The sequence below is a fragment of the Brevibacillus sp. JNUCC-41 genome (assembly GCF_014844095.1).
Classification (GTDB): Bacteria; Bacillota; Bacilli; order Bacillales; family DSM-1321; genus Peribacillus; species Peribacillus aracenensis.
In genome coordinates, this window is record NZ_CP062163.1 from 5,035,156 (window position 1) to 5,060,625 (window position 25,470).

Genomic DNA, 25,470 nt, shown 5'->3' on the forward strand with positions numbered 1-25,470 from the left:
AGAAAAGTATCTGTTAAAGAAGGAGTTTATATGCCAAACAAAAAAAAACATAATCCAGCTCAACATAAAAGTCAGGTTAGTAAATTACATTACAACGGAATGGAAGTGGATACTGATGTCAATGAAGATCCCATTCGCGAAAAATTATTAGATGACTCAGTTGATTCTTATCTAAAATTGAAAGAAGGACAGGAATATTAAGGAGAAACTCTGGTCGCTAATATCTTGTTTAAGAAATGTTGTTATTCTAATTCAATCGGGCCCCTATTAAGCTTTTGAGGGGGCCATTTTGTATTTTCATCAACGTACATTTCCTTAACAGTAAGACTCTGAATTATGATGTCTTAATGCACTAACGTTTCATTAATTGAAAATGACGATATAATGTTAGTGGAATGATTGTATTCGCAAAAGGAGGTTCGTTTCTTGAATATTTTAATTTTGGGTGGAACTGGACGAGTTGGGGGGCAATTAGTTACTTATAGTCTCCAAGACAGACATCATGTTACAGTTTTGGTTCGCACTCCAGAGAAGATTGGAATGAACGATGACAATTTAACCATTATTCAAGGTAATGCTTTAAATAAAGATGATATCAGACGTGCCATGCATGGGATTGATGTAGTTTTTAGTGCACTGAATACTGATGGGACAACCACTTTATCAGCAAGTATGCCACTAATTATTGATGCAATGGAAAACGAAGGTATCCAACGAATTATTACCATTGGAACAGCAGGTATCCTGCAAAGTAGAACAACCCCAAATACTTTGCGTTATCAGTCACGTGAATCTAAGCAGAAGTCAACCCGCGCAGCGAAAGAACATCATCAAGTTTACGAAATGCTGAAACAATCAACACTTCAATGGACTATTGTCTGCCCTACATATTTGCCGGATGGAGAAAGTGTTGGTACATATCGTGTGGAAGGTGACTTTTTACCGGAGAATGGGGTTGAAATATCCGTGCCGGATACAGCGGAATTTGCATTTAGCCAAATAAAAAGTAGTGATTATTTAAAATCACGAGTAGGTATTGCCTACTAATAATTCCAATTATTGATACTCCCCTTTGAAAAAATATTTGTTTAATCTTAGATGAAGTAAAGAAACCATCTCGTCCTTTTAAAGCCGGTACAATTATTGTAAATGCACACAGTCAGCTGAACCATTGCCAAGAATATTTTCCGGTTTCATTAGGGCGAAGATTTCGCCCGTACCTTGTTCATGAACCTTCCATTCCATTGTGCTATATTTCCCCTCCAAAAATAGCCACATTCTGCCTGTCAGGAGCAAACTCTAGCCCGTTCCATTTAAATACAGTCTGTACAAATCCTAGTGAGTCAGCATTGTACCTCCCTGCGATCTTCTGATACGCTTCGAGCTCATATATGCCATCCCTATTGTAATCAACCGGATATAAACCAGATAAAGGATTGACCCATCCATCTATCGGCGCCTTCAATACACCAACCTTGTTATAAATTTCAGATAAATATTCCTCACCCTTATAAGTAAGGTCAAGAATGTACCTTTCTTTAAGGTAATAACTGTTCACCTTTGCCTTGTATTGGTCTTCATAATTAACAGCATATTTATAGGTTTCATTGAATGCGTCTGAATTAAAAATGGTCATGAGTTGACCGTTAAGATATGAAAAAACATACGCATAAATGGAACCACCGCTTCCTCCTGTATCAATGACCACTAAAATGTCATCCCCTTTGTTACCTGTAAAATCACCAAGAAAAAGGGTCGGATTATATCCTCCGTTATTTTTCATGGGAACATGTTCATATTGATCAGTCCTCCCCTTTTGGATAACCAAAGTTACATTCCTCCAAAAGGGGCTATCAGGGGTTTTGTTTGCGGTAAGAAAAACATTGTCCTTTATCCCATCCCCATCAATATCGCCTTGCTTTGAGGTCACTGTGACTGTTCTGTACAAGTTCATTTCCCTTGAAAGAGCAGATTGGAGGCTCAATTGCATGTCTAGCAGTTCCTGCTTTGAAGGATAAGGATTTGGAAACGACAAGGCGTTATCGATTGTTTGCACCGCTTCACTTGTTAAACCGGCTCTTCTTTGAGTCTCAGCCAAACAGTACCAATAATAGGGATCATTCGTTTTTTGTATTTTTGTGTAATAGTAATGAATCACTTTTCTGATGTCATACGTATCCAACTTCATCCCACCTGTCTCACTTTATTATCCATATGAATTGTATGCGGGAATTTAGTGAATAATCTTGAGTACATATCTATTGCTGGAAACAACAATATTGTCCTTTTCAAATTTAGTACCCTTATTATGAATGATTTCTGTTGCCTAATACCTTTTTATGAACTTTTTTCGCTTGCATATATTTATTTAATTTGCTATTATAACTGACGAACGTTCGTTAAATTATGAGGTGATATTATTGAAAAGTAATGAAATTAAGGAAGCCGCTCTAAAATTTTTCACGATTCATGGTTATGAAGGAGCGTCCCTTTCTCTAATAGCTGAAGAAGTCGGCATGAAAAAGCAATCCATTTACGCCCATTTTAAAGGCAAGGATGATCTTTTTCTGCAAGTTTTACGTGATGCGAAAGAGACGGAGCTATCTTCGAAACTCCAATATTTCAGTAAAGTCGATTCAAAAAATCCTGAAAAAGATTTATACGGATTCCTGCAATTGGTCATCGATCTTTTCCAAAAAAATGAGCATATAAAGTTTTGGCTGCGTATGTCCTTTTTTCCGCCAGCGCATCTTGAAAAAGAAATCGAGCAGGAAGTCATAGATATCGAGGAAAAGGTGCAGGCAATTCTGGAATGTAAATTCCAGGATTGGATTAATGCCAAATTAATCGTCGAAGATGCAGCCATAACTCCGACCTATGCTTTCTTGGGAGTAGTGGATTCCATTTTGCTTGAGCTTGTATACGGCAATGATGAGAAACGGCTGAAGGAAAAATTGGCAGCCTCTTGGAAAGTGTTTTGGAGAGGTATTTCACAAGAATGATTCACAACGAAAGTGGTGTTAACACATGAATAAACCAATTAAAGAACAAAAGGCGGTATTAATTATTCTTCTAAGCAATATATTCATTGCTTTTCTGGGAATTGGACTCATCATCCCCGTCATGCCGTCATTTATGAATATCATGCATTTATCAGGAAGTACGATGGGCTATCTTGTTGCCGTATTTGCGGTATCACAGCTTGTTATGTCTCCATTCGCAGGTCGTTGGGTTGACCGTTATGGGAGAAAGAAAATCATCATCATCGGCTTATTCCTTTTTGGTGTTTCAGAACTTATCTTCGGTGTAGGGACAAACGTATCGGTGTTTTATTTATCAAGGGTCCTAGGGGGAATAAGTGCCGCCTTTATCATGCCAGGTGTTACTGCATATGTTGCGGATATTACATCCGTTCAGGAAAGGCCAAAAGCAATGGGCTATATTTCAGCTGCCATTAGCTTGGGCTTTATAATTGGGCCAGGGATCGGTGGCTTTGTTGCAGAATATGGTATACGCTTGCCCTTCTTCCTTGCGGCGGCCATTGCTTTTGTAGCATGCCTTTCATCAATATTCATTTTAAAAGAGCCGATGACAAAGGAACAGCTTGCAAAAGTTTCTGCAAATATTAACCAAACAAACTTTATGGGCGATTTAAAAAAATCACTAAACCCGCTTTACTTTATTGCGTTCATCATCGTATTTGTACTCGCTTTTGGTTTATCAGCCTATGAAACTGTTTTTAGCCTATTTTCTGATCATAAATTCGGCTTCACGCCGAAGGATATTGCAATAATCATTACAATAAGCTCTATTTTCGGAGTTATTGTGCAAGTATTCATGTTTGGAAAACTGGTGGATATTCTCGGCGAAAAGAAGCTTATCCAATTATGTTTAATTGTCGGTGCCATTTTTGCGGTAGCGTCCACTATGATTTCCAGCTTTTTGGCAGTTCTAGTGGTAACTTGCTTCATCTTCCTTGCATTTGACCTGCTTCGTCCGGCATTGACGACATTTTTATCAAAAGCTGCCGGGAAAGAACAAGGATTCGTTGCTGGAATGAACTCCACCTATACGAGCTTAGGAAATATCGCCGGGCCATCCATGGGAGGATTGTTGTTTGACGTAAACATTCACTACCCTTATCTTTTTGCTGCTGTCATTATCGTCATTGGCCTTGGCATTACAGTCATTTGGAAAGAAAACCGATTGACAGAAAGCTTAGCGAAATATTAATGTCCCGGATCGAATTCCTTAGATTTTAAATGCACCTTTCCTTTTCGGGCTGGAAAACTCTCAAACTTGAAAAATGATATTCTACTAAAAAACCCCTTGTCCATATTGGCCAAGGGGTTTAACTTATCCAGATTAATCATTTTTGCTATTATTATTTAAAAGTGGGATTCTGTTTTATATTACTGGTGGTATACGCTCCAAATTAATTCTGAATTTATATCGATCTGCACGGTAGACTGATCTGACAACCCCAAGGGGTCGATTCGTATCCAGGATAATTCTTCGTTCTATCAGCAATATAGGGGAACCTTCGACTACCTCGAGCATTTCCGCCTCTTTTTTTTGAGCGATGGAGGCTTCAATTATCTGTCTGCCATGCTGGATTTGTAAGCCGAAGGTTTTTTTAACATAGTCATGTATGGAACTCACGGCCATTTCTTCCGTTAGATCCGGGGCAAGATCTTTAGAGATGTATAGCCTTTCAAATGCCATCGGCAACTGATCAGCAAGCCTTACACGTTCCAGTTCGAAAATAGGAGTTCCTTCTTCAATCTCAAGCTTTGCAGCAAGTTCATGATCAGCATTGACCTCTGTAAAACTGATGACTCGTGTACTTGGTTTATGTCCTCTTGATATCATATCCTCTGAAAAGTTTGTTAATCCTTGCAAGGGCTGCTCCAATATTTGTTGGGCAACGAATGTTCCTTTTCCGCGCTGCCTGTATAAATAACCGCCATTTACGAGGTTAGAAATCGCCTGTCTCACCGTCATCCTGCTTATTCCATATTTTTCAGTATATTCTTTTTCTGAAGGAATCATCTCTCCTGGCACCAATTCAAGGTTTTGAATCGCTCCTTTAATCTCCTCTTCAAGTTGATGATAAATGGGACTCGGGGAATTCTTTTGGATCATTTAGCGTACATCTTCCTTTCATCGTGATGTAAATTTTACAAGGCATCCTGTTCGGAAACATCTCAAGCTAAAATTCCGTTCGATGATCCCTATCCATGCTAATAAACACGATAAGACAAACTTATATTTAAGTATCCAAATTCCTTTTTGTGAATTTCAATACCGATTCCCTTGAACGTTCAATTTCATTTTTATTTTCATTATAGAATTTTGAAACGTACGCATAGAAAATAATGCTGACCGTTAGAAATTGTGCAAAAAGCGAACTTGTTGCAGCACTTCGGAATTTTGCCTCAGGAGCACGTACATGATTTAGGGACATATCAACTTTTTTAGTTAGCCCATTGTTCCCCAATCGTGATAAACCAATTGTTTTAATTCCATATGCTTTAGCAATATCAACGAGTTCCAGAACTTCTTCAGTTTCGCCACTATTGGAAATACAGAAAAAAACGGTATTCTTTGATGATGCAGCGAGTGCTGTGGCCGTAATATGCGGGTCTTGATTAGCACTTACAATTTTTCCTAACCGTAACCATTTCTGTGTAATATCTTCAGCAACAAGCCATGATGCCCCTAATCCATAAACATAAATCACATCTGCACTTCTCATGGTTTCAATGATATTGTCTAGAACGGTCTCATCCAAATAATGTGCCGTTTCCTGGATAGCTTGGACAGAGTTGGACACTATTTTATTTTTGATGGACGCTATTGTTTCATTAGGCTCAATGTCATGGAAACCTTTTTTCTCCGGTTGCGAAATCAGTGATGATAGGGATACCTTCAGTTCTGAAAAACTGTTAACTTTTATCGAATGACAGAATCTCGTTACTGCAGAACTGCTGGCATTGGCATGGTCAGCTAATTCATGTATCGTCATTCTTATAATATCTTGTGGATTTTCTAAGATATATTGGGCAATTTTCCTTTCTGAATTAGGCAACTGGTTCAATAAACTTTCAATTCTCAATAAAATATTTTCAACGGGCATATCGTTTACTCTCCTTGATCTTTACTTACTTTAACTGCTTCATTGCTATGTAGTAACCACCCAAGGTAGCTGATACGTCATCCAAAACAAATTTCACTTTTGGTTTTTCAAGTTTAATATGATTGATGAAAGAGCTTTGCACCAATGGTATATTTGTCAATATGCTACCTTTTATCGCAATTGTAACATTCTCACTTAACATTAACTTCTTGATAACCTCAAGCGTTTGTTTTGAAAGGTGGTACCCAGCCTGATTCAGAATATTTTGCGAGAAACCATCGCCCTTCTCCGCATGTTGGACAATTAGGGGAACAAACGCGGCAATCTCGGATTTCGTGGCGGAATAAATGAATTTCTTCAGTTGCATTACACTATGAAGCCCAAGTTTTTTAAGTATTGTCTCGGTTAAATGGCTATATTCATATCCCTCATCCTCTTCTTTCGTCATTTTTATAAAAGCCTGCATGGCGATCCAGTAGCCACTTCCTTCATCCCCAAGAATGTGTCCCCAGCCTCCAGAAGATTTCTCGATACCTTTATGGATGCCGATACTTAAAGATCCAGTTCCGGATATGGTCAAAATGCCATCATTTCCTTTTAGTAAAGCAGCATGAGCGATAATTCCATCATTTACAATCGTGAACGGGGCATTAAATGCCTTGCTTAATGCACGTTTTATGCCCTGCGGATTTTCAACTCCTCCATACCCGGCTAGACCTAAGCAAATGTAATGGCAGCTTCCATTATCAATAGGCGTTATGCATTGTTCAATTGCCTGTATAATGTTAGCGATGGCTTGTTTTTCATCTATAAGCAGGTTACCATACCCCGCTTTGCCTACACTTATTTTATTTCCCTTTAAATCATAGGCCATTGCTTCAGTTTTAGTGCCACCGCCGTCAACACCGATAATATAATTCATATCATTCTCCTATTCAGTAAAAAAGGGAAGGAAATTACCCTTCCTTCCCTGAAGATTCTCCATTAACATCGAATTGGAATTTCCCCCATGGTTCCAAATAATCGAGGAGAAAGATTTCCTCTTCCGCTATTCGGCCAACTACATTTGTTTTCCCCGAATTCTTCATTTCCTTCAATGCAATCTGCAGTTCCCCTTTATATTGTCCATAGAGCTCATTTTCAATTAAAATATCACCACGTCTAATATCAGGGGTATATGTTGGTTTAAATTCTTCGCCCTTATATTTCACTCGTGATTGAGTCGAGCGAATAAGGTAATCGGAAACATCACCACGGTAAAAATGGAATTCTTCCAATACTATTTTTTTCTCTAAAGCTGTTATGGTGTCGTGAAGGTTAACATTAAATGTTAACAGACCGCTGTTTAACAGGCTAAGCTCCTTCAATTCATCTTCGGATGCGTAGGCATTTGCAATAATTACATCATCAATCAACCCTGTCGCATACAAGTGTTTCGCTTGTGTCGTAATGGGCAATTCCCGGTGCATTTCCAATGTACATAGCCCTTCCATGATAGGCCAAGGTCCGTACGTTGCTGCATGTGAGCTTATGAAAGCTGCCGTGCGTATATTATGCTTTTTGAATGACTCACAGCATTTTATAAAATGAGGATAGCTCAGCCCTGCATAGCGATGAGGATAGAAGTTATGCGATCCTACTAAATTCTCTTTATTTGGTTTGTAATCGATAATATTTTCTAAATATTTTGTTGCATTGCTCATATTTATTTCAATTTTGAGACCATATGGATTATGTGTCATAATCGACTCTTCGTTACCTGTAAAGCCCATGTCCAGTCTGATCCCATACGCACCTAATTCTGCAAAAAACGATAAGTCATTATAAGAAATGCCTAGCGAACCGAATACTCGGGGAGCAATATCGACCATCACTTCCATATTCAATTGATTGGCATAACGAATCGTTTCTTTAAATTCTTTTAAAATCTTCTCTTTGTCACCTTCGACGGATAGCAAGCAAGTAAAGATCTTTTTGAATCCATATTTGTGTGCAAGTGCAATGTATTCCATGTCTTTTTCAACGGTTGAATGCTCTGGATAGATAGAAATACCGAGTTTACCCATTATTTAATCACCTCTTTACTGTTGTGGAGCTAGCTTTTTTACAATGCGAATCATATGTTCAATTAGCTTTTGTTCACTCATTGCCGTCATTAAGTGATCCTGAGCATGAATCATTAATAATGTTTTCTCACTTGGAACTCCATTCAATTCTGCCTGAATCAGTTTGGTTTGTGTTTTATGGGCCAAGTTCAATTCCTCCTGACCCTATTTAATTAGATCCTCTGCCTTTTCAAAATTGAATTCTTCCGCTTCTTTCAGTGCGTCAAATGCTAAACCCCTCGCATTTCCACTATGTGATATTATCTCAAAAATTTCCATTTCATTATTGTTCATTTCAGTTGACATATCATTACACTCCTATTTTATGTTAGATTTTGAAGGTTCATTGGAATACTGTAATCCGTTTAAAACACCATTCACTTGATGTTCGGTACAGCATTTTCACTGAAAAATCGTGGTAAGTATTCTTGATGCGCTTTTAAAAGTTTTTGTAAAACAATTTCCGCCAAGTCATCACTTGGAATAAGCGGGTTAATCGTTAAAGCTAATAACGCTTTATCATAAGAACCTGTAACGGCTGCCTCAGCACCAATTCTTTCAAATGATTTAATTTGTTGAATTAAGCCAAGCACTTGTATGGGTAATTTTCCCATAGTCAAAGGAATTGGTCCATTTTTGGTGACGATACAACTTACTTCGACTGCTGAATCATGATCTATATCCGTAAGCGATCCTTTGTTTTGTACATTTAGCACTTGAATGTCTTTTTTATCATTATAAATGGAAGAAATAACATTACATGCTGCATCGCTATAGTAAGCTCCACCACGTTGCTCTAATTGTGGAGGCTTGATGTCAAGGGTTTCATCCTTGTATAGGTCAAACAAACCTTCTTCCAGTTTTTTTACAACTTCTGCTCGAGTTTTCCCTGATTTGAATGCTTCCAACTCTTCTTCTAAAATCGTTTTTGTTTTGTAATAATAACGATGGTACGGGCAAGGCACCACTCCTAAAGATTTCAAAAATCTTCTGTTCCAAGCCAATGGGGCAATATTCTTCATCGTCAGTTGAATTTCAGGATTGCCAAGCATTTCAAGCACTTTATCCGTGACTTCTTCATCATCAACGAACACATGCATCCCGAATACCATATGGTTTAACCCGGCGAAATCCATGTGCACTCTCTTCATATCAACACCAAGCATGTCGGAAATAGACATATGCATATTAAATGGAACATTGCATACCCCAATGACTTTTTTATGCTTGCTGTAGCGGAGAAGGGCTTCCGTTACCATCCCAGCTGGATTTGTGAAATTAATTAACCATGCATCCGGGCAGAGCTCCTGCATTTCTTCTGCAATTTCCAGAAGAATGGGGATAGTTCGTAATGCTTTGGACAATCCTCCTGCGCCATTTGTTTCTTGACCAATTAAGCCTAATTCCAATGGGATCCGCTCGTCCTTGATTCGTGCATCAAGTAAACCCACTCTCATTTGCGTTGTGACAAAATCCGCATTTTGCAAGGCTTGACGGCGATCTAACGTTAGATGTATTTCCATTGGAAGTCCTGCTTTTTCAACCATACGTTTTGCTAATGTTCCTACAATCTCCAGTTTTTCTTTTCCTGCCTCAATATCCACTAACCACAGTTCTCTAATGGGCAACTCATCATATCGTTTAATAAAACCTTCTATTAATTCTGGTGTATAACTGGAGCCTCCACCAATTGTGGCAATCTTCAACCCGTTTTCCATTTCCATTCCCATAACACCTCATTGTAAGCTAATCTGAATTCTTCATTTATTTATAGATGATTGCATAACAAACCAATGCGCTTACCGCTAATAAAGACAAGAATAATAGTGCTGCTTGTTTCTTGTTTTTAAACTTACCTTCAACAAAACAAACAACCATCGTCAATCCTGCGCTTATGGCAAAGGTATTTCCCATGTATAGTGATAATTGTTCATTTATCTCAAAGGCATCCATTAATCTGTTAAAGATAAAATTAAAAACAAGAATGAAGCTAAAAAATAGAAAGGCACTTTTGTAACTAAAAAAGTGGATTCTGGAAGTTGAATTCATGTTCTTTCCCCCTCTCAATTCATAAAAGGAGTTTGGAGCATTTAGTCCCAAACTCCCTTTTAGGTATTCCTTATAAAGCGATATTTTTTTGATCCGTTGTTTCTACCATGTTTTCCTGCGCTAAAAGCTTTTTATCGTACATCTTAAAGAATGGCAGATAAATAATAACGGAAATGGTTAAATTCACCATCACTAGAACAATGGCTCTCCAATCACCTCCTGTTGAAAGGTAGGCACCTATTGGAGCGGGCAGTGTCCAGGGAACCATTACATAAGTCGGATTCACCAGTCCGATGGACGTTGCTATATAGGCAAGTGTTGCACCAATTAGCGGTGTAATGATAAATGGAATGATCAGTACCGGGTTGAGTACAATTGGCATCCCAAATATTACAGGTTCATTGATGTTAAAAATGCTTGGTACGATTGTTGCTTTCCCCATTGCTTTACTATAGGTGGACTTTGCCGTTAAGAGCATGGCAATTACTAAACCCAATGTTGCACCAGACCCACCAATCCAAATAAACCATTGGAAAAATGTTTCAGGAGCGATGTGGGGAATTGCCTTTCCAGCAGCAACCGCAGCAGAGTTATTCCCCAAGTATACTTCCCAAACCGGACGAGCTACGGCACCTACGACTGATACGCCATGAATACCAAATGACCAAAAGAATGTAATCAAAAATACTGGAATTAATACACCTGGCAATGTATCGCCTGCACTGATGAGTGGTGCAACCGCTTTATCGACAAGTGAGTGTAAATCAACAGCAAAAACGACTGTAATTAAAGTCATAACAAGCAGAACAATTGAAACTGGTATTAATGCTTCAAATGAACGGGCCACTGAAGTTGGAACAGAATCCGGCATTTTGATTGTGATATTTTTTGTCTTACAAAGACGTAAAATTTCGACAGCAAAAATGGATACAATCATTCCTACAAAAAGACCATGTCCGCCGAGATTTGTCATTGGCAGAACAAATCCCACATCATCCATCGTCTTTACACCAATTGTGAACAAGAAGGCTGCTAATGATAGTAAACCTCCAGATAGAGGATCAAGTTTATAGCTTTGAGATAAACTGTAGCCTATACCAAAAGTAATATATAGCGTCATGATGAACATCGTTAATCGATATGGTATTAAAATTTCAGCTATATGTTTTGCAGACCATTCACCTAATGCAGTATCTGCTGCAACGGGCGGAAATGCGATGATCAAGAATAAACTGCCAAAGATGATGAAAGGTAACGCAGAAACCACTCCATCCCGAATTGCGCGTAAATGTTTTTGCTCAGACAATTTAGCCATAGGTGTTGAAAGATTATTTTCTAAAAAAGCTACAAACTTGTCCATTCGTGTTTTCCCCTTTTACGTTTAGTGAAAAGAAATAGTAATTAGTTTATTATTTTGCTAGTTCCGTTACCAACTTTAGTAGTTTAGGTCCGCCAAGAGGGCTGTAAGCTTGCGCTGGTATGGCTTCACAAGGGACGCCCGCTTCATCTGCCGATGCCTTAAAGCCATCGAAACGATGTTTGACTTGCGGAGCTACCATTGCAACATCCCAGCCATTTCGTACTTCCGCATCAAATTCTTGAGTGCCGACTGCCAATACTTCTATGGTTACACCCTGTTTTTCCCCTTCCTTCTTTAAAGCGCTTACAACGATTGCACTAGACATTCCACCTGAACATACGAATAATACTTTCATTCTTTTTTCCTCCAATTTTTCATTTTTTTTATAAAAAGCGTTAAATCGTTTTTCTTATGAATCCTTGTGCCTTCACTAAACGATTTGAGGCTTCTTCATATGATACATTCGTTAAAATCATGACAATTGCAATCTTAGGCTGGGCATGTGCCTTTTCTAAAAATTCACCTGCAATTTCATAGCTACAGTCAGTAGCATCCATGATAATACGTTTTGCACGTTCAACTAGCTTTTCATTAGTTAACTGTAAATCTACCATTAAATTTCCATAAACTTTTCCAACTCCAACCATTGAAGCGGTGGAAAGCATGTTACATACTAACTTTTGCGATGTTCCAGCTTTTAAACGTGTAGAACCCGTCAGGACTTCAGGCCCGTTTACAACTTCAATCGCAACTTTTGCAATCTTACCTATCTCAGAACCTTTGTTACAGCTTATCGACACAGTTCCTGCACCAACTTGATTGGCATATTCCAATCCAGCAATAACATATGGAGTGCGACCACTGGCTGCAATGCCCACTACGACGTCCCTGTTTGTTAATTCGATTTTCTTCAAATCTTCAGGACCTAATTCAAAACTGTCTTCAGCACCTTCCACTGCCTTAATGAAAGCCTTTTCCCCACCAGCTATAAGACCCACTACTTCACTAGGATCGGTATTGAATGTCGGGGGACATTCTACTGCATCCAATAATCCGATGCGCCCGCTTGTTCCTGCACCCATGTAAATTAATCTGCCGTTTTTTTTCATGGCTTCGACGATCATCTCCACGGCTTTAGAAATTTGCGGAAGTTCTTTTTTTACACAATGGGCAACTTTGATGTCTTCTTCGTTCATTACCTCTAAAAACTCAAGTGTTCCCATTTCATCCAAACTCATGGTCTTTTCATTACGACGCTCTGTCGTTAAATGCTCTAGCATACATATCATCCTTTTTTATTTCAGTGGTGAAAGTGGTGAAACTTTTTTAGCTATAGAGAATATATCATTATTAAAAATTAATTTCAATATTGTGTATACATTTTTAAAAATTAATTTTAAAATAAACGGAGATAGCTAAATGATTATTATCTTTCTACTAAAATTGGAATGTAAACTGACTAGCCATCTTATGAACCAAACCTCCGATTCTTTTTATTGTTTAGATCTTATCTCACTATTCATATGTAACAAATTCATATATTCATTATTTGTTAACGCTTACAAATAATTAAATATAACTATTAAATGAAATGAGGTTTTACTATTGATGAATGAAAGAATTACAAAGACAAGATTTGGTTCACTGGCGCTAGCCGCTTTAGTGGGAGGATCACTTCTCCTTCCATCCGATTTGATTGCACATGCAGAAACGGGGACGATCCCTCAGCAAACTACTTATGTAAAACAGGAACTGCGCGCAACTTGGATTGCAACTGTGTTAAATATTGACTGGCCGTCCAAACCAGGTTTATCCATATCAGCACAGAAAGAAGAATTCATAAAATATTTGGATGAACAAAAAGCAATGGGGATGAATGCTGTCGTTATGCAAATTAAACCAACTGCAGATGCTTTTTACCCTTCTGAATACGGCCTTTGGTCAAAGTATTTAACAGGAATCCAAGGAAAAGATCCTGGGTATGACCCTCTTGCATTCATGGTAGAAGCAGCACATGATCGTAATATGGAATTTCATGCATGGTTTAATCCATATCGCATTACTATGCCTTTAGGTAAGACAGCTGAATTATCGGATATTGATAACCTTCCAGAATCTCATCCTGCTAGAAAACACCCTGATTGGGTCATACCTTATGGGCAACAGTTGTACTTTGACCCAGGCATTCCTGGCGTACAACGGTTTGTGATCGATGGAATAATGGAAGTTGTTAAGAATTATGATATTGATGCAGTCCATATGGACGATTATTTCTATCCTTACAAGATTGCAGGAGTACCTTTCCCGGATGAAATTTCCTATCAAAAATATGGAGCAGATAGATTTACAAATGTGGAAGATTGGCGAAGGGATAATGTAAATAACCTTGTTAAGAATATAAATGAAGAAATCAAGGCTGAAAAATCATATGTGAAGTTTGGTATTAGTCCATTTGGAGTTTGGCGCAACAAAGCAGTTGATCCCACAGGGTCTGACACTGCCGCTGGACAAACGAATTACGATGATTTATATGCGGATACCAGGACGTGGATCAATAATGGATACATTGATTATATTGCACCTCAATTATATTGGAATATAGGATTGCCAGTAGCTGACTATGCCAAACTTCTTGATTGGTGGACAAAAGAAGTCGAAGGTAAAAATGTTCAACTCTATATTGGACAAGGAGACTATAAAATTAATACAGAGTCCAATGGTGTCCAAAACTGGTTCAATCCTGAAGAAATGCCAAACCAGTTAAAACTGAATCGAACATATAAGGAATTTGATGGAAGCATGCATTTCAGTGCCAAAGATTTACGGAAAAACCCCCTTGGGATAGTGGATCGTTTAAGTGAGGATATTTATAAGCATCCCGCATTGGTTCCTGCCATGCCTTGGATTGATGATCATGCCCCAAAGGCTCCAAAGGTGAGCAAGGCAACACAAGCTGGTGATGGAATACAATTTGAAATTCACGATCACAAGCAATCAGATGCATCCTATTATGCCATTTATCGTTTTGATGGGAAGGAAAAAGGAAATATAGAAGACTCAACGAACTTACTTGCCACAGTGCATAAAGAAAATAAACGTCAATTATATATTGACGGCAGTGTAGAAAAAGGAAAGACATACACATATGTTGTGACTGCCTTAGACCGAACCCACAATGAAAGTAAACAAACTAAACAGATTAATATAAAAGTAAAATAAACTTCAAGAAATAGCTTTACGGTTCAAGAGGCATGTCAGTGAACAATGGACGTAAGGTATATATTAAACAATATGTTAGAAATGGTATTACCTTAGTATCATATACTGTTTCATATGATGCTAAATTAGGATTTTAAAAGAATCGAAGTAGGTGGAATGACGATGTACATAGTTGGATTAATGTCCGGAACATCACTGGATGGAATTGATGCCGCACTTGTTCGGGTGAATAATAGTGGACTCGAGACTGAAATGGAAATGATTGAGTTCATGACATGCCCTTTTCCAAAAGATATTGAAAAAGAAATAATGCAGTCTTTATCTGCAGACACATCCAATGTTCAATTAATATGCAGTTTGAATTTTAAATTAGGAAAATTATTTGCCAATGCGGTAAAGGAAGTTTGTCATAAAGCTGGACTTCCCCTTAATAAACTGGATCTTATTGGATCCCATGGACAAACCATTTACCATCAGCCTTTAAAGGACCAAAATTATATACCCTCCACTTTGCAAATTGGGGAAGCCGCAGTAATTGCTCATGATACAAACACACTTGTTATCTCAAATTTTCGTACGATGGACATGGCAGCTGGTGGACAAGGAGCTCCTCTTGTTCCTTTTACCGAATACATTCTTTATAGAAGTGAAGGGAAAGGAAGATTACTTCAAAACATAGGTGGCATTGGAAATGTTACCGTTTTACCCAAGCAAGCATCTCTTGATGACATGTATGCTTTTGATACAGGGCCTGGGAATATGATCATTGATGAAGTATGCCGCCAATTGTTCAATATAAGCTATGACGAAGGTGGTAACATAGCTAAACAAGGCAAAATCAATGACGAACTTTTATCTTATTGCATCAGTCATCCTTATATTATGAGCCCTCCGCCAAAATCCACTGGCAGGGAATTGTTTGGCAAGGAGTATGTAGTAAAACTATTAAAGATGTTTGAATCACTTCCAAGTCAAGATATTTTAGCAACAGTAACGATGTTTACAGCAAAGTCCATTGTGGAGAACTATCGAAATTTCATCTTTCCGAAAGCCAATATAGAAGAAGTGATTATTGGCGGCGGTGGAAGCTATAACAAAACGTTATTAAATATGATTCAATCACTGCTTGGAAATTCCATACAAGTCTTGACTCAAGAAGATTTGGGATACTCTTCCGAAGCGAAAGAAGCGGTGGCCTTTGCATTACTTGCAAATGAGACTTTCCATGGTAATACAAGTAACGTTCCCAAGGCTACCGGTGCTGACTTCGATGTCATCCTTGGAAACATGACCTTCCCTCCTTTACATCGAATCAATAAGTAAACATAAGATAAAAGCCTCCCTTCCCCCTTAGATTTCTTAGGGGGTTTTTTCATTTGATCGTCATAAATTCACTATAATGGCAATCACCTAGTATGATAGCGATGCCCCCCGTACATAACTGTATATGGACCACCCACTTGGTTTATTTATCCTAAAAGCAGCTATTTGAAGAAAATAACGTCACGATTTGGATTTGCCATGGAAGGTATGTATGCTTTTTAACCATTGGAAAAAAGCAGAAGGCACATCGATATTTGATGTGCCTTCTGCTCTTTTTTGAATACCTGAAAATCATGGTGGACTATTCCATTCTATTTATTTACTGGCCTAGCAGCATGGAGACATATTTCACTTCTAAATATTCATCCATGCCGTAGTGTCCCCCTTCCCTGCCTAATCCACTTTCCTTCATCCCTCCAAAGGGTGCTTGGGCAGTGGATGGGGCACTGTCATTAATACCGACGATTCCATATTCAAGACTATCCGAATAGGCAACTGCCTTATTCAATGACTCTGTATACACATAAGCTGCCAGGCCAAAATTCGTGTTATTGGCCCGATCGATCGCCTCTTGATCGGTTTTGAATGTACTGACCGGTGCAATTGGCCCAAACGTTTCTTCCTGCATGCACAGCATATCATCCGTTACATTGGAAAGTATGGCTGGTGCGATAAAATAGCCTTGTTTTTCATCGACTTTTGCGGTTTTATGGATGATGGCCCCTTTACTTGCAGCATCCTCTAATTGATGCTGGACTTTTTCAACTGCGGCTCCATCTATCAATGGACCAAGGTCGGTCCCTTCCATTCCATTTCCAACCTTCAAAGTTAAAACGGCTTCTTTAAAAGCTTGTAAAAACGGCTGTTCAATTGTCTCATGGACGAATATTCGGTTCGCACAAATACATGTTTGTCCCGCATTCCTGAATTTCGATTGAATCAAACCGTTTACTGCTTCTTCAATATTCGCATCTTCAGCAATGATGAACGGAGCCAATCCACCGAGTTCAAGCGAGACTTTCTTTACTGTTTCTGCCGCCTTTTTCATTAAATGTTTCCCTACAGGAGTGGAGCCAGTAAATGTGATCTTTTTAACACGTGAATCATTCATCCAGACGTCTGACACATCTCCCGGTTTTTGTGTTGTCACAATATTTATCACACCGGCCGGAATGCCTGCTTCCTGGGCACTTTCAACTAATAGCAAAGCGGTCAAAGGCGTTTGTTCCGCTGGTTTGATGACCACGGTACATCCTGCAGCAAGGGCTGGCGCCACTTTCCTCGTGATCATGGCAGCAGGAAAGTTCCACGGGGTAATGGCAGCGACGACACCGACTGCCTGCTTTTGCACAAAAATACGTTTTGAAGCAACAGACGCTGGAATGATCTCCCCATAGTTACGCTTTGCCTCTTCAGCATACCATTTCACGAAACTTGAAGCATATTTCATTTCACCTTTTGCTTCAGCCAATGGCTTTCCTTGTTCCAGTGTCATGATCGTTGCGATTTCATCCAGCCTGTTCTCAATGATCGTGTACCACTTCTCAAGTAATTCCGCCCTATGGTAAGCACTGGTTTTCGACCAAGTCAGAAAAGCAGCTTGAGCTGCATCCACAGCAGCCTTTGCCTCTTTTTCGTTAGCGTCCGGAACATAACCCACAGGCTCCAATGTTGCTGGATTTTCCACTACAAAATGATGCTCTGTATGAACAGGTTCTCCGTTTATATAAATTGGCCATTTTTCCACTACTTTTTTCATCCTGCTTTAATCTCCTCTTCTTCTGCATGATCTGTAAAAGTCTTATCATTCTCGCCTTTGAAAAAGTCCTTGCCATATAGAAGGACACATAATAAAATTCCCGCTGCAAACGCCATTCCAGCACCTTTTATTACAAGGATGGCAGCGACGACCCCTGCAATTCCCAGGTCGCGTTGGCTCTTCGCCTGCATCACACCGACGCGTACGCTAACATACCCTTGAACCAAGAGCGTTAGGGCCAAGGCCACACCGAGAATCGGTTCAACCAAGCTGACTACCGGCAATAAGAATAACCCTGTATTTGTACCCCAACGGAACGAGCCAGCACCGCCGAAGAAAGAATTCATCGCTTTCTTGCCATTTTTGAACCGTTCCACAACCACGACCTGCATGGCTGCCCACAACGGACCGCACATCGTTATATCAGGTCCGATAAAACTCATGATCACATTTCGGCCACCAAAAATTAAATGAGCTCTGTTTGGATTATAGTCCACTTTTTCATCCTCCCTGACCTCATCGGATTCAGAAAGCAACGCTTTTGTTTTCAGCACATCCCCGAATACAACTAAATAAGTGGCAAAAACAGCTGGAATCGCACTTAAAAAGAAGGTCAAGGCAGGGAAACCTAAACCGAACACAGTATAGTCCGACCAAAGCGTAGCAAAGTCCGGACTGCTGAATCCCCATTGAATATCAGGCCATTTTGCTTCACCAAAAATAGGGGCTACAAAAACAGCAAGCAAGATTGCTGGCAATATCCCTAAATTGCCTATGAATACCCAAACTTTATTTCGCATTTTTAACTTTCCGAAATTTTTCGAAAAAAGCAAGTAAAAGGCAAATCCGATACAAATGCTTATTGTATAAGGAAATAAATCGAACTTTCCACCCACTTCGAAAATGGATACGACAGCACCAATTCCTGCCCCTAAAATGATGCCTGATTTAATTGCATTCGGCACTAATCGTACGACCTTACTCGCAAGTCCGGTCATTCCAAGCACTATTGATAAAATACCTAATGTTAATTGAAATGCAACGAGTGCATAGACTCGATCAGGTCCTTCCGGAAATTGCCCGACGAACAATACAAGCAGTGGAACTGCAGGTGTAATCCAACCTGGTATTACTGGGTCCCCGAGTAAATGATGCGCTAAATACAATAATCCATTCAAGACAACGACGGCTAGAGCTACATCAAAAGGCATCCCCAGATGGTCTGCAAGCAGTGTAATCGCTCCAAGGTCAACTGCACACATCAATAACCCTTGAACATAGTCAGGCCACTCGAAACGATAATGGACAAATGGAAGTCTAATCTTAAAAGGTCCCGCAGGTATATACGATGTCTCATCTCCGTAGCGACGGTTTTTCCATTTCATATTGTTTCCTCCACTTAAAAGCCATAGGCTGAACGGTAAATTTTTTCGATATCCCGAACGTTTAATGCACGGGGATTATTGCGAAGTAAACGGACTTGTTTGATGGCCTCAGCAGCCATTTCACTTAAAGCCGATTCAGGAATGTCAAATTCTCTTAGTGACTCAGGTATATCTACGTAACGGCATATTCTGGTCATCGCTTCTATAGCTTTATCCGCTGCCTCATCGTCATTTAAATGATTGACTTTCTCTCCAAGTGCTTCAGCAATGTCTCGAAACCTTTCCAAACATGCAATTTTATTCCACTTCATGACAAATGGCAGTAATAATGAATTGCTGACTCCATGTGATAGATGGAAGCGGCCTCCAAGAGGATAAGCTAAGGCATGGACAGCTCCAACACCTGCATTTCCAAAAGCTAACCCTGCCATTAGGCTTCCCGTGATCATGGCTTCACGTGCTTCCAGATTATCTGGTGCAGCATAAGCCTTTGGTAAATTTTTTGCGATCAACTTCATGGCACCAATTGCCAAAGCATCTGTAACGGGCGAAGCAAATTTGGAAATATAAGCCTCTACCGCATGGACAAGTGCATCCACTCCGCTCGCAGCCGTCACACTTGGCGGGCAAGTCAGCGTCATGACAGGCGATACGATCGCTACATCCGGTAAAAGATATGAACTAACAATTCCCTTCTTCACCTGTTCCTTTTTGTCCGATAAAATCGAAATATTCGTCACTTCAGACCCGGTTCCGGCCGTCGTCGGTATGGCTATTAAAGGCAGACCCTGAACTTCAATCAAATTCGTACCGAAATATGTCTCGATGCTACCTGAATTTGTAGCCATGACGGAAGAGGCTTTCGCAATATCCATCGCACTACCCCCGCCTACCGCAATCAGTCCATCATGATTTCCCTCCCTGATAGACTGTACACATAGCTCAACGATTTCAATTTCCGGTTCAGGATTCACATCCGAGAAAATACCGTATGCCGATGAAAGCAGATCCTCAACCTTTTGCACTACCCCGGCATCCAGTAAAATTTTATCTGTAACTATCAAAGGATTCTTCATCCCTAATCGCGTGACCTCATCAGTCAGCTGCTGTAAAGAATCTGATCCTGTCACCAATTTGTTAGCCATTGAAAAAATAGAAATATTCATGGTCATCTCCCCTTTCATGTATTTACTAATGCAGGAATCATGCCAAAGTGAAAACGCTTAATTTATAAGGGGGATAGCCTTTTTTTCATGGATAACAATAGAAATTACGAGTAGAAATCAAATCAAAAAAACTAATTCGATTCGTTTTCTAATCGAATGTGAAATTTTTTCATTTTTTGCACTAAAGCGCTTTGACTGATATCCAACGAGATGGCCGCAGCCCTTGTAGTCCCATATTTTTTCATCGCATTCAGGATCAAGGATCGCTCCAGCTCGGAAACGGCATCCTTCAATGAATGTTTTGTAGGTTTTTTTGATATGACCGGCTGGATGAAAGATGGTAAATTAGGCAAATCAATCGTATCATCATAAGTTGTGACGACCAGTCGCTCTGCAAGACTCGCGAGCTCACGTATATTACCAGGCCACGAATAGTTCGTCAGCCATTCATAGCATTCCGGTGTCATCTTTTTCTTTTCATTATATTTTTCATTGAATTTTTTCAAATACATTTCTAAAAGCGGGATCGTTTCTTCCTTTCGCTGGCGTAAGGGCGGGACTTCAAATGATACGATATTAAGCCGGTAATATAGATCTTCGCGGAAAGACCCTTCTTGAACGAGCGAGGCAAGATCCCGATGGGTGGCTGTAATTAACCTGACATCCACCTCTTTCATTTCGGTGGAACCTACTCTCATGAACTTGTTTTCTTCTACCACTTTCAAAAGTTTCACCTGTAACTCTAAAGGTAAATCCCCAATTTCGTCCAAAAATAAAGTGCCACCATTCACTTTCTCGAAAATCCCCATTTTCCCATTCTTAAGGGATCCGGTAAATGCCCCTGGTTCATATCCAAAAAGTTCAGATTCCACCAAACTCGCAGGGATCGCCCCGCAATTTAATTCAAGGAAAATTTTTTCCTTCCTGGAGCTTTTGGCATGTATGTACTTGGCGATTAAACTCTTCCCTACTCCCGTTTCCCCCTGTAACAAGATCTTCGCATCCGTTTTAGCTACTTTATCTGCCAGTTTAAATAAGGGAGTTGTAGAAGGCCCAATGATTATTTCTTGTAAATTGACCTGTTCCGAGCCAGGCAATAATTGAGAAATAGGCTGGAAAGATAGCTTTTGACTGTCGATCGTGTACTTCATCCGGATTAATTCAGTTATATCCCTTACACTATTTATGACAAATATGACTTCGTTCTGTGGCGATAGAATAGGTGTGGCCGATACGATAATCTTTCTTCCATTTCGGATTCTTTGCGTCAAAGTAACTTGATTCTTCGTCAGTATAGATTCCAATGAAGCGGAAACGGATATCATACCCTGCTCAATTAAATAACTCATCGGTTTTCCGATGATTTCCTCTTCTCTTATTCCGGTAATACGCTGATAAGCTTGATTGATAAATAATGTCGTTCCAGCACCATCCGTGATATATACGCCATCATACAGGGCATTAAATACAACCCTGCATAAATCACTCTCAAAGAATGCTTGAAATTGTTCATATGGGATGGAGTAATTGCGTAAATTTTGCAGTGGTGCATTCACAGTAATGAAATGGGAAATAGGCTTCGTCAAATCACTCTGCTGCACTGCGGCAGATAACGCCTCTATTGTCAAAAATCCGATGAAAACTTCTGAATCATCCAAAACTTCCACTTCTGTGCTTCCTATGGGAAAACATGATATTGCTTCCTCCACTGCCATATCCGAATAAAACTTAGTCATCAATATCCACTCCTAACCTGATTCCTTTATGATACTACTTATAAGTGCTACACCGATAAAACAAATCAATCCATATATGCTATTTCTGATTAAAGCGATAAACATGCACCGGAATGACACTTTAATCATACCAATGGTGTTTTTTATGCTCAAATCCATTTTCACTCACCAAAGGAAAACTCCTCCTTTTGTTGTACGAAAAAGCCAGTTCCTTTGGATGCTCAACTCTCCGATAGAAACCATATCTAAGGAGTTGAAGGTGTCAATATGTATTCCGACCCTCTTTCCACATATGGCTTTTACAATTAGTCCGTTGATTTCCGCTCCAGGCATTCGTTTTCCGCGGGCGGTCCGGGAGCCACCTCGGCGCTTTTGCGCCTGTGGGTCTCCCTTGGACGCGCTTTTCTAAGCAGGAGTCTCGTACCTACCTCCCCAATCAACTTTGTTTTAACATTTAGACTATAATCTTTTTAAAATAGAAGGATTAAGACCTGAGATGATGAAGATGCTTTTTTAACATATTTCTATTCAGCGAGACCAACTAATGCAAGCGAACCATTTGGTTCGTAATATTTAGGCGGCCATTGATTAACATAAAGGGGTTCGGATTTTTTATTTCCGCACCCTTTTGTTACAAACCAAAAACCTAATCCGTATTGGATTAGGTTTTTGGTTTGATTAAAGAAAGTAAGTTGCTTCATCTCCAATCATATGCTTAATTTGGGAACCAGCCTACAGGTTTTACATCGAGATTAATGTTGATTTGCTTAATTTCCTGGTATTCATCCAAGCCGTATTTTCCTAAACTGCGTCCAATCCCGCTCTGTTTGTAACCGCCCCATGGCGCCTCGACATATGTTGGATGATAATCATTCACCCATGTAATCCCCGCCCGAACTTTCTTGATCACACGCAATCCTTTTGCGCCATCGTTAGTGAAGACGCCTCCTGCAAGGCCGTAGTCTGTATCATTTGCAAGTTTAATAGCTTCTTCTTCGTCTTTAAACTTTTGAATGACAACGACCGGACCAAAGATTTCCTCTTGTACGATGCGCATGTCAGGTGTTACATCGGTGAAGACAGTCGGTGCAATGAAGTATCCTTTGTCAAGGCCGTCATCAACAAGACGGTAACCCCCTGCTGCAAGTGTCGCCCCTTCCTGTTTGCCGATTTCAATATAATTTAAAATGCTATTCATTTGCGCTTCGCTGACAATTGCCCCCATGTTGCTGTCTTCTGCAAGGCCAGGTCCAACTTTGATTTTATTTGCGCGTTCCACATAGCGTTTTACATATTCATCATAAATGCTTTCTTCAACCAGGATGCGGCTACCTGATGAACATACTTGGCCGGCACCGAAGAAGATGCCAAATAATCCGTAATCGATGGCTGTCTCTAAATCTGCATCGGCAAAAACGATGTTAGGTGATTTACCGCCAAGCTCTAGTGAAATTTTCTTTAAGTTGCCCGCGGCCGCTTTCATGATAGTGCGGCCAACATCCGTACTTCCCGTAAATGATACAATGTCAACGTCCTTGCTTTCTGCAATGGTTTGACCGACAACAGTGCCGCGTCCCATCACCATATTAGCCACACCTTTAGGGATGCCAACTTCCTCTAGGATTTCAAATAATTTCATTGCGGTTACAGGTGTCACTTCAGCCGGTTTATATACAATGGTGTTACCCGCCGCAAGGGCCGGTGCGATTTTCCAGACACTCATTAGAAGAGGGAAATTCCAAGGTACTATCAAACCGGCAACACCTACTGGCTCACGAACGACCATCGCTTGCACGGGAGCGGGAACTTGATAAGTTTCCCCTTCCGGATGAAGGACCAAACCAGCGTAGTAACGGAAACATGCGGCGGCATCGGCAATATCGAAACCGGCCTCTGCTTTAAGTTTCCCGTTGTCCATTGTTTCGAGAATCGTTAACTCTTCCGCATGTTCATCAATTTTATCAGCGATTTTATATAGGTAGGAAGCTCGCTCCTGTGCCGTCAGTCCTGACCAGATTCCACTTTCAAAAGCTGCTTTCGCAACTGAGATTGCCTTTTCAGTATCTTCCTTGGTGGCACGAGGAGCCCTTGCAATGACTTCCTGTGTTGCAGGATTGATTACCTGGATTACTTCATTTGAAGATGAGGACTGCCACTTACCGTCGATGTAATTTTTAAGTTCTATAACTGCCGTTTCTAAAATTGTCATGTTTTTTGCCTCCGGTTTTTATTATTTTTTTGTAAGCCTGTACGGTATCGTTAAAGTTTTAATACAAGTCTGTCGTCCTTCGCACGTGAGCAGCATGTCAAGATTGACTTACGTGATTGGCGGTTTTGTTCGCTAAGGAAGAAATCCCGGTGATCCACTTCACCTTCTGCAACATCTACCTCACAACTTCCGCACCCTCCCACTTTACAAGAATAAGGTGCATCAATCCCTTCCCTTAATAGCGCATCAAGCAGTGTTTCACCTTCATGAACCTGGATGGAACGATCGCTGTCTGTAAGGTCGACAATGAAAGGATCTTGCGGCCCATCATTTTTTGTCGCAAAAAATTCGAAGTGGATCGCATGTTCCGGATAACCATAGGAACTGGCGGCTTTTCGATATTCTTGAACCATCTCGATTGGTCCGCAAAAATATACATGCGTGCCAATGCGATGATCCTTCATCGTCTCAGGCATCATTCTGCGTTTATCTTCTGCCTGCGAAAAATAAAAGGTGCATTGATCAGGGTATTTGGCTTTCAATAGATCATAAAAAGCACATAATTCCGGTGTGCGCGCTGCATAATGGAGTTCGAAGGTTTGGCCTTCGGCAGCCATGTCTTCCATCATTGCCAGAAATGGGGTGATGCCGATTCCAGCTGCATAAAAAGCATGATGCTTTGCTCGAAAGCTGAGAGGGAAGTTGTTTTTAGGGAAACTGACTTCCAACCTGGAATCTATCTGTACTTGATCATGCCAGAAAGCGGAACCTCCGCGTGACGCCTCATCACGCCGAATGGAAATTGCATATTTTTTACGGTCCCTTGGGTTGCTGATAAGGGAGTATTCCCTTTCGAATATCGTATCCCCGGCCGGCATGAATGTGGTCAAATGCGAACCGCCTGTAAAAGCAGGCAATGGGTTTCCGTCAACTGGAATCAATTCGAACTGTTTTACGAATGGAGTTTCTTGAATGATCTTGTTTACTTTCATTTGAATATTTCCTACTACCCGCATGATG

Annotated in this window: 22 protein-coding genes and 1 pseudogene; 6 read left to right on the top strand and 17 right to left on the bottom strand. The window is 40.1% G+C overall.

Annotation, left to right across the window (positions count from 1 at the left end):
* The first annotated feature begins 30 nt into the window (after nt 1–30).
* Nucleotides 31–201 (top strand): hypothetical protein, encoded by a 171-nt coding sequence (locus tag JNUCC41_RS24300; protein ID WP_192205223.1) that lies wholly within the window; start codon nt 31–33, stop codon nt 199–201.
* A gap of 225 nt (nt 202–426) precedes the next feature.
* On the top strand, nt 427–1,047 hold the full coding sequence (locus tag JNUCC41_RS24305; protein ID WP_192205224.1) for an NAD(P)-dependent oxidoreductase: 621 nt from the start codon (nt 427–429) through the stop codon (nt 1,045–1,047).
* A gap of 202 nt (nt 1,048–1,249) precedes the next feature.
* Here the strand turns inward: JNUCC41_RS24305 and JNUCC41_RS24310 are convergent, their stop codons facing one another.
* Nucleotides 1,250–1,990 (bottom strand): VCBS repeat-containing protein, encoded by a 741-nt coding sequence (locus tag JNUCC41_RS24310; protein WP_228467707.1) that lies wholly within the window; start codon nt 1,988–1,990, stop codon nt 1,250–1,252.
* A 430-nt stretch (nt 1,991–2,420) separates the two neighbouring features.
* Here JNUCC41_RS24310 and JNUCC41_RS24315 point away from each other — a divergent pair, with 430 nt between their 5' ends.
* Nucleotides 2,421–3,002 carry a TetR/AcrR family transcriptional regulator gene (locus tag JNUCC41_RS24315; protein WP_192205226.1) on the top strand — a complete coding sequence of 194 codons (582 nt, stop codon included), beginning with the start codon at nt 2,421–2,423 and terminating at the stop codon, nt 3,000–3,002.
* A gap of 25 nt (nt 3,003–3,027) precedes the next feature.
* Nucleotides 3,028–4,233: an MFS transporter gene (locus tag JNUCC41_RS24320; protein ID WP_192205227.1), complete on the top strand. Its 1,206-nt coding sequence runs from the start codon at nt 3,028–3,030 to the stop codon at nt 4,231–4,233.
* 174 nt (nt 4,234–4,407) lie between these two features.
* Here the strand turns inward: JNUCC41_RS24320 and JNUCC41_RS24325 are convergent, their stop codons facing one another.
* From JNUCC41_RS24325 to murQ, 10 genes and pseudogenes are all read right to left on the bottom strand, one after another.
* Entirely contained in the window at nt 4,408–5,145 is a 738-nt protein-coding gene (locus JNUCC41_RS24325; RefSeq protein WP_192205228.1) for a GntR family transcriptional regulator, read from the bottom strand.
* Nucleotides 5,146–5,272: 127 nt separating this feature from the next.
* Nucleotides 5,273–6,139 carry a MurR/RpiR family transcriptional regulator gene (locus tag JNUCC41_RS24330; protein WP_192205229.1) on the bottom strand — a complete coding sequence of 289 codons (867 nt, stop codon included), beginning with the start codon at nt 6,137–6,139 and terminating at the stop codon, nt 5,273–5,275.
* A 25-nt stretch (nt 6,140–6,164) separates the two neighbouring features.
* On the bottom strand, nt 6,165–7,061 hold the full coding sequence (locus tag JNUCC41_RS24335; protein WP_192205230.1) for an N-acetylglucosamine kinase: 897 nt from the start codon (nt 7,059–7,061) through the stop codon (nt 6,165–6,167).
* 34 nt (nt 7,062–7,095) lie between these two features.
* Nucleotides 7,096–8,205 carry a DUF871 domain-containing protein gene (locus tag JNUCC41_RS24340; RefSeq protein WP_192205231.1) on the bottom strand — a complete coding sequence of 370 codons (1,110 nt, stop codon included), beginning with the start codon at nt 8,203–8,205 and terminating at the stop codon, nt 7,096–7,098.
* 15 nt (nt 8,206–8,220) lie between these two features.
* Nucleotides 8,221–8,550 (bottom strand): annotated as a pseudogene (locus tag JNUCC41_RS24345) (PTS lactose/cellobiose transporter subunit IIA).
* 71 nt (nt 8,551–8,621) lie between these two features.
* Nucleotides 8,622–9,968, bottom strand: a complete 1,347-nt coding sequence (locus JNUCC41_RS24350; protein ID WP_192205232.1) for a 6-phospho-beta-glucosidase — start codon at nt 9,966–9,968, stop codon at nt 8,622–8,624.
* 40 nt (nt 9,969–10,008) lie between these two features.
* Complete coding sequence (locus JNUCC41_RS24355; RefSeq protein WP_192205233.1) at nt 10,009–10,293, bottom strand: hypothetical protein; 285 nt, start codon at nt 10,291–10,293, stop codon at nt 10,009–10,011.
* Between the two features lie 70 nt (nt 10,294–10,363).
* The gene (locus tag JNUCC41_RS24360; RefSeq protein ID WP_192205234.1) at nt 10,364–11,653 is read right to left on the bottom strand and encodes a PTS sugar transporter subunit IIC; all 1,290 of its coding nucleotides are present in this window, start codon (nt 11,651–11,653) and stop codon (nt 10,364–10,366) included.
* 49 nt (nt 11,654–11,702) lie between these two features.
* The gene (locus JNUCC41_RS24365; RefSeq protein WP_061463755.1) at nt 11,703–12,008 is read right to left on the bottom strand and encodes a PTS sugar transporter subunit IIB; all 306 of its coding nucleotides are present in this window, start codon (nt 12,006–12,008) and stop codon (nt 11,703–11,705) included.
* A gap of 40 nt (nt 12,009–12,048) precedes the next feature.
* Entirely contained in the window at nt 12,049–12,933 is an 885-nt protein-coding gene (murQ, locus tag JNUCC41_RS24370) for an N-acetylmuramic acid 6-phosphate etherase (protein WP_192205235.1), read from the bottom strand.
* Between the two features lie 328 nt (nt 12,934–13,261).
* Here murQ and JNUCC41_RS24375 point away from each other — a divergent pair, with 328 nt between their 5' ends.
* Together JNUCC41_RS24375 and anmK are read left to right on the top strand one after the other, a co-directional pair.
* Nucleotides 13,262–14,872, top strand: a complete 1,611-nt coding sequence (locus tag JNUCC41_RS24375; protein WP_192208320.1) for a glycoside hydrolase family 10-like protein — start codon at nt 13,262–13,264, stop codon at nt 14,870–14,872.
* A gap of 162 nt (nt 14,873–15,034) precedes the next feature.
* Nucleotides 15,035–16,195, top strand: a complete 1,161-nt coding sequence (gene anmK / locus JNUCC41_RS24380) for an anhydro-N-acetylmuramic acid kinase AnmK (RefSeq protein WP_192205236.1) — start codon at nt 15,035–15,037, stop codon at nt 16,193–16,195.
* Between the two features lie 319 nt (nt 16,196–16,514).
* Here the strand turns inward: anmK and JNUCC41_RS24385 are convergent, their stop codons facing one another.
* The 6 genes from JNUCC41_RS24385 to JNUCC41_RS24410 all read right to left on the bottom strand — a co-directional run bounded on the left by JNUCC41_RS24385 (nt 16,515) and on the right by JNUCC41_RS24410 (nt 25,466).
* The gene (locus JNUCC41_RS24385) at nt 16,515–17,954 is read right to left on the bottom strand and encodes an NAD-dependent succinate-semialdehyde dehydrogenase (protein WP_192205237.1); all 1,440 of its coding nucleotides are present in this window, start codon (nt 17,952–17,954) and stop codon (nt 16,515–16,517) included.
* A complete protein-coding gene (locus JNUCC41_RS24390) occupies nt 17,951–19,339 on the bottom strand; it encodes a solute carrier family 23 protein (protein ID WP_098370666.1) in 1,389 nt (462 codons plus the stop codon). Before JNUCC41_RS24390 ends, JNUCC41_RS24385 begins: the two co-directional genes overlap by 4 nt.
* 14 nt (nt 19,340–19,353) lie before the next feature.
* Nucleotides 19,354–20,505 carry an iron-containing alcohol dehydrogenase gene (locus JNUCC41_RS24395; protein ID WP_192205238.1) on the bottom strand — a complete coding sequence of 384 codons (1,152 nt, stop codon included), beginning with the start codon at nt 20,503–20,505 and terminating at the stop codon, nt 19,354–19,356.
* 131 nt (nt 20,506–20,636) lie between these two features.
* A complete protein-coding gene (locus JNUCC41_RS24400; RefSeq protein ID WP_192205239.1) occupies nt 20,637–22,241 on the bottom strand; it encodes a sigma-54 interaction domain-containing protein in 1,605 nt (534 codons plus the stop codon).
* Between the two features lie 715 nt (nt 22,242–22,956).
* Nucleotides 22,957–24,450 (bottom strand): aldehyde dehydrogenase family protein, encoded by a 1,494-nt coding sequence (locus JNUCC41_RS24405; protein ID WP_192205240.1) that lies wholly within the window; start codon nt 24,448–24,450, stop codon nt 22,957–22,959.
* A 50-nt stretch (nt 24,451–24,500) separates the two neighbouring features.
* Nucleotides 24,501–25,466 (bottom strand): PDR/VanB family oxidoreductase, encoded by a 966-nt coding sequence (locus tag JNUCC41_RS24410; RefSeq protein WP_228467443.1) that lies wholly within the window; start codon nt 25,464–25,466, stop codon nt 24,501–24,503.
* Nucleotides 25,467–25,470: the final 4 nt, after the last annotated feature.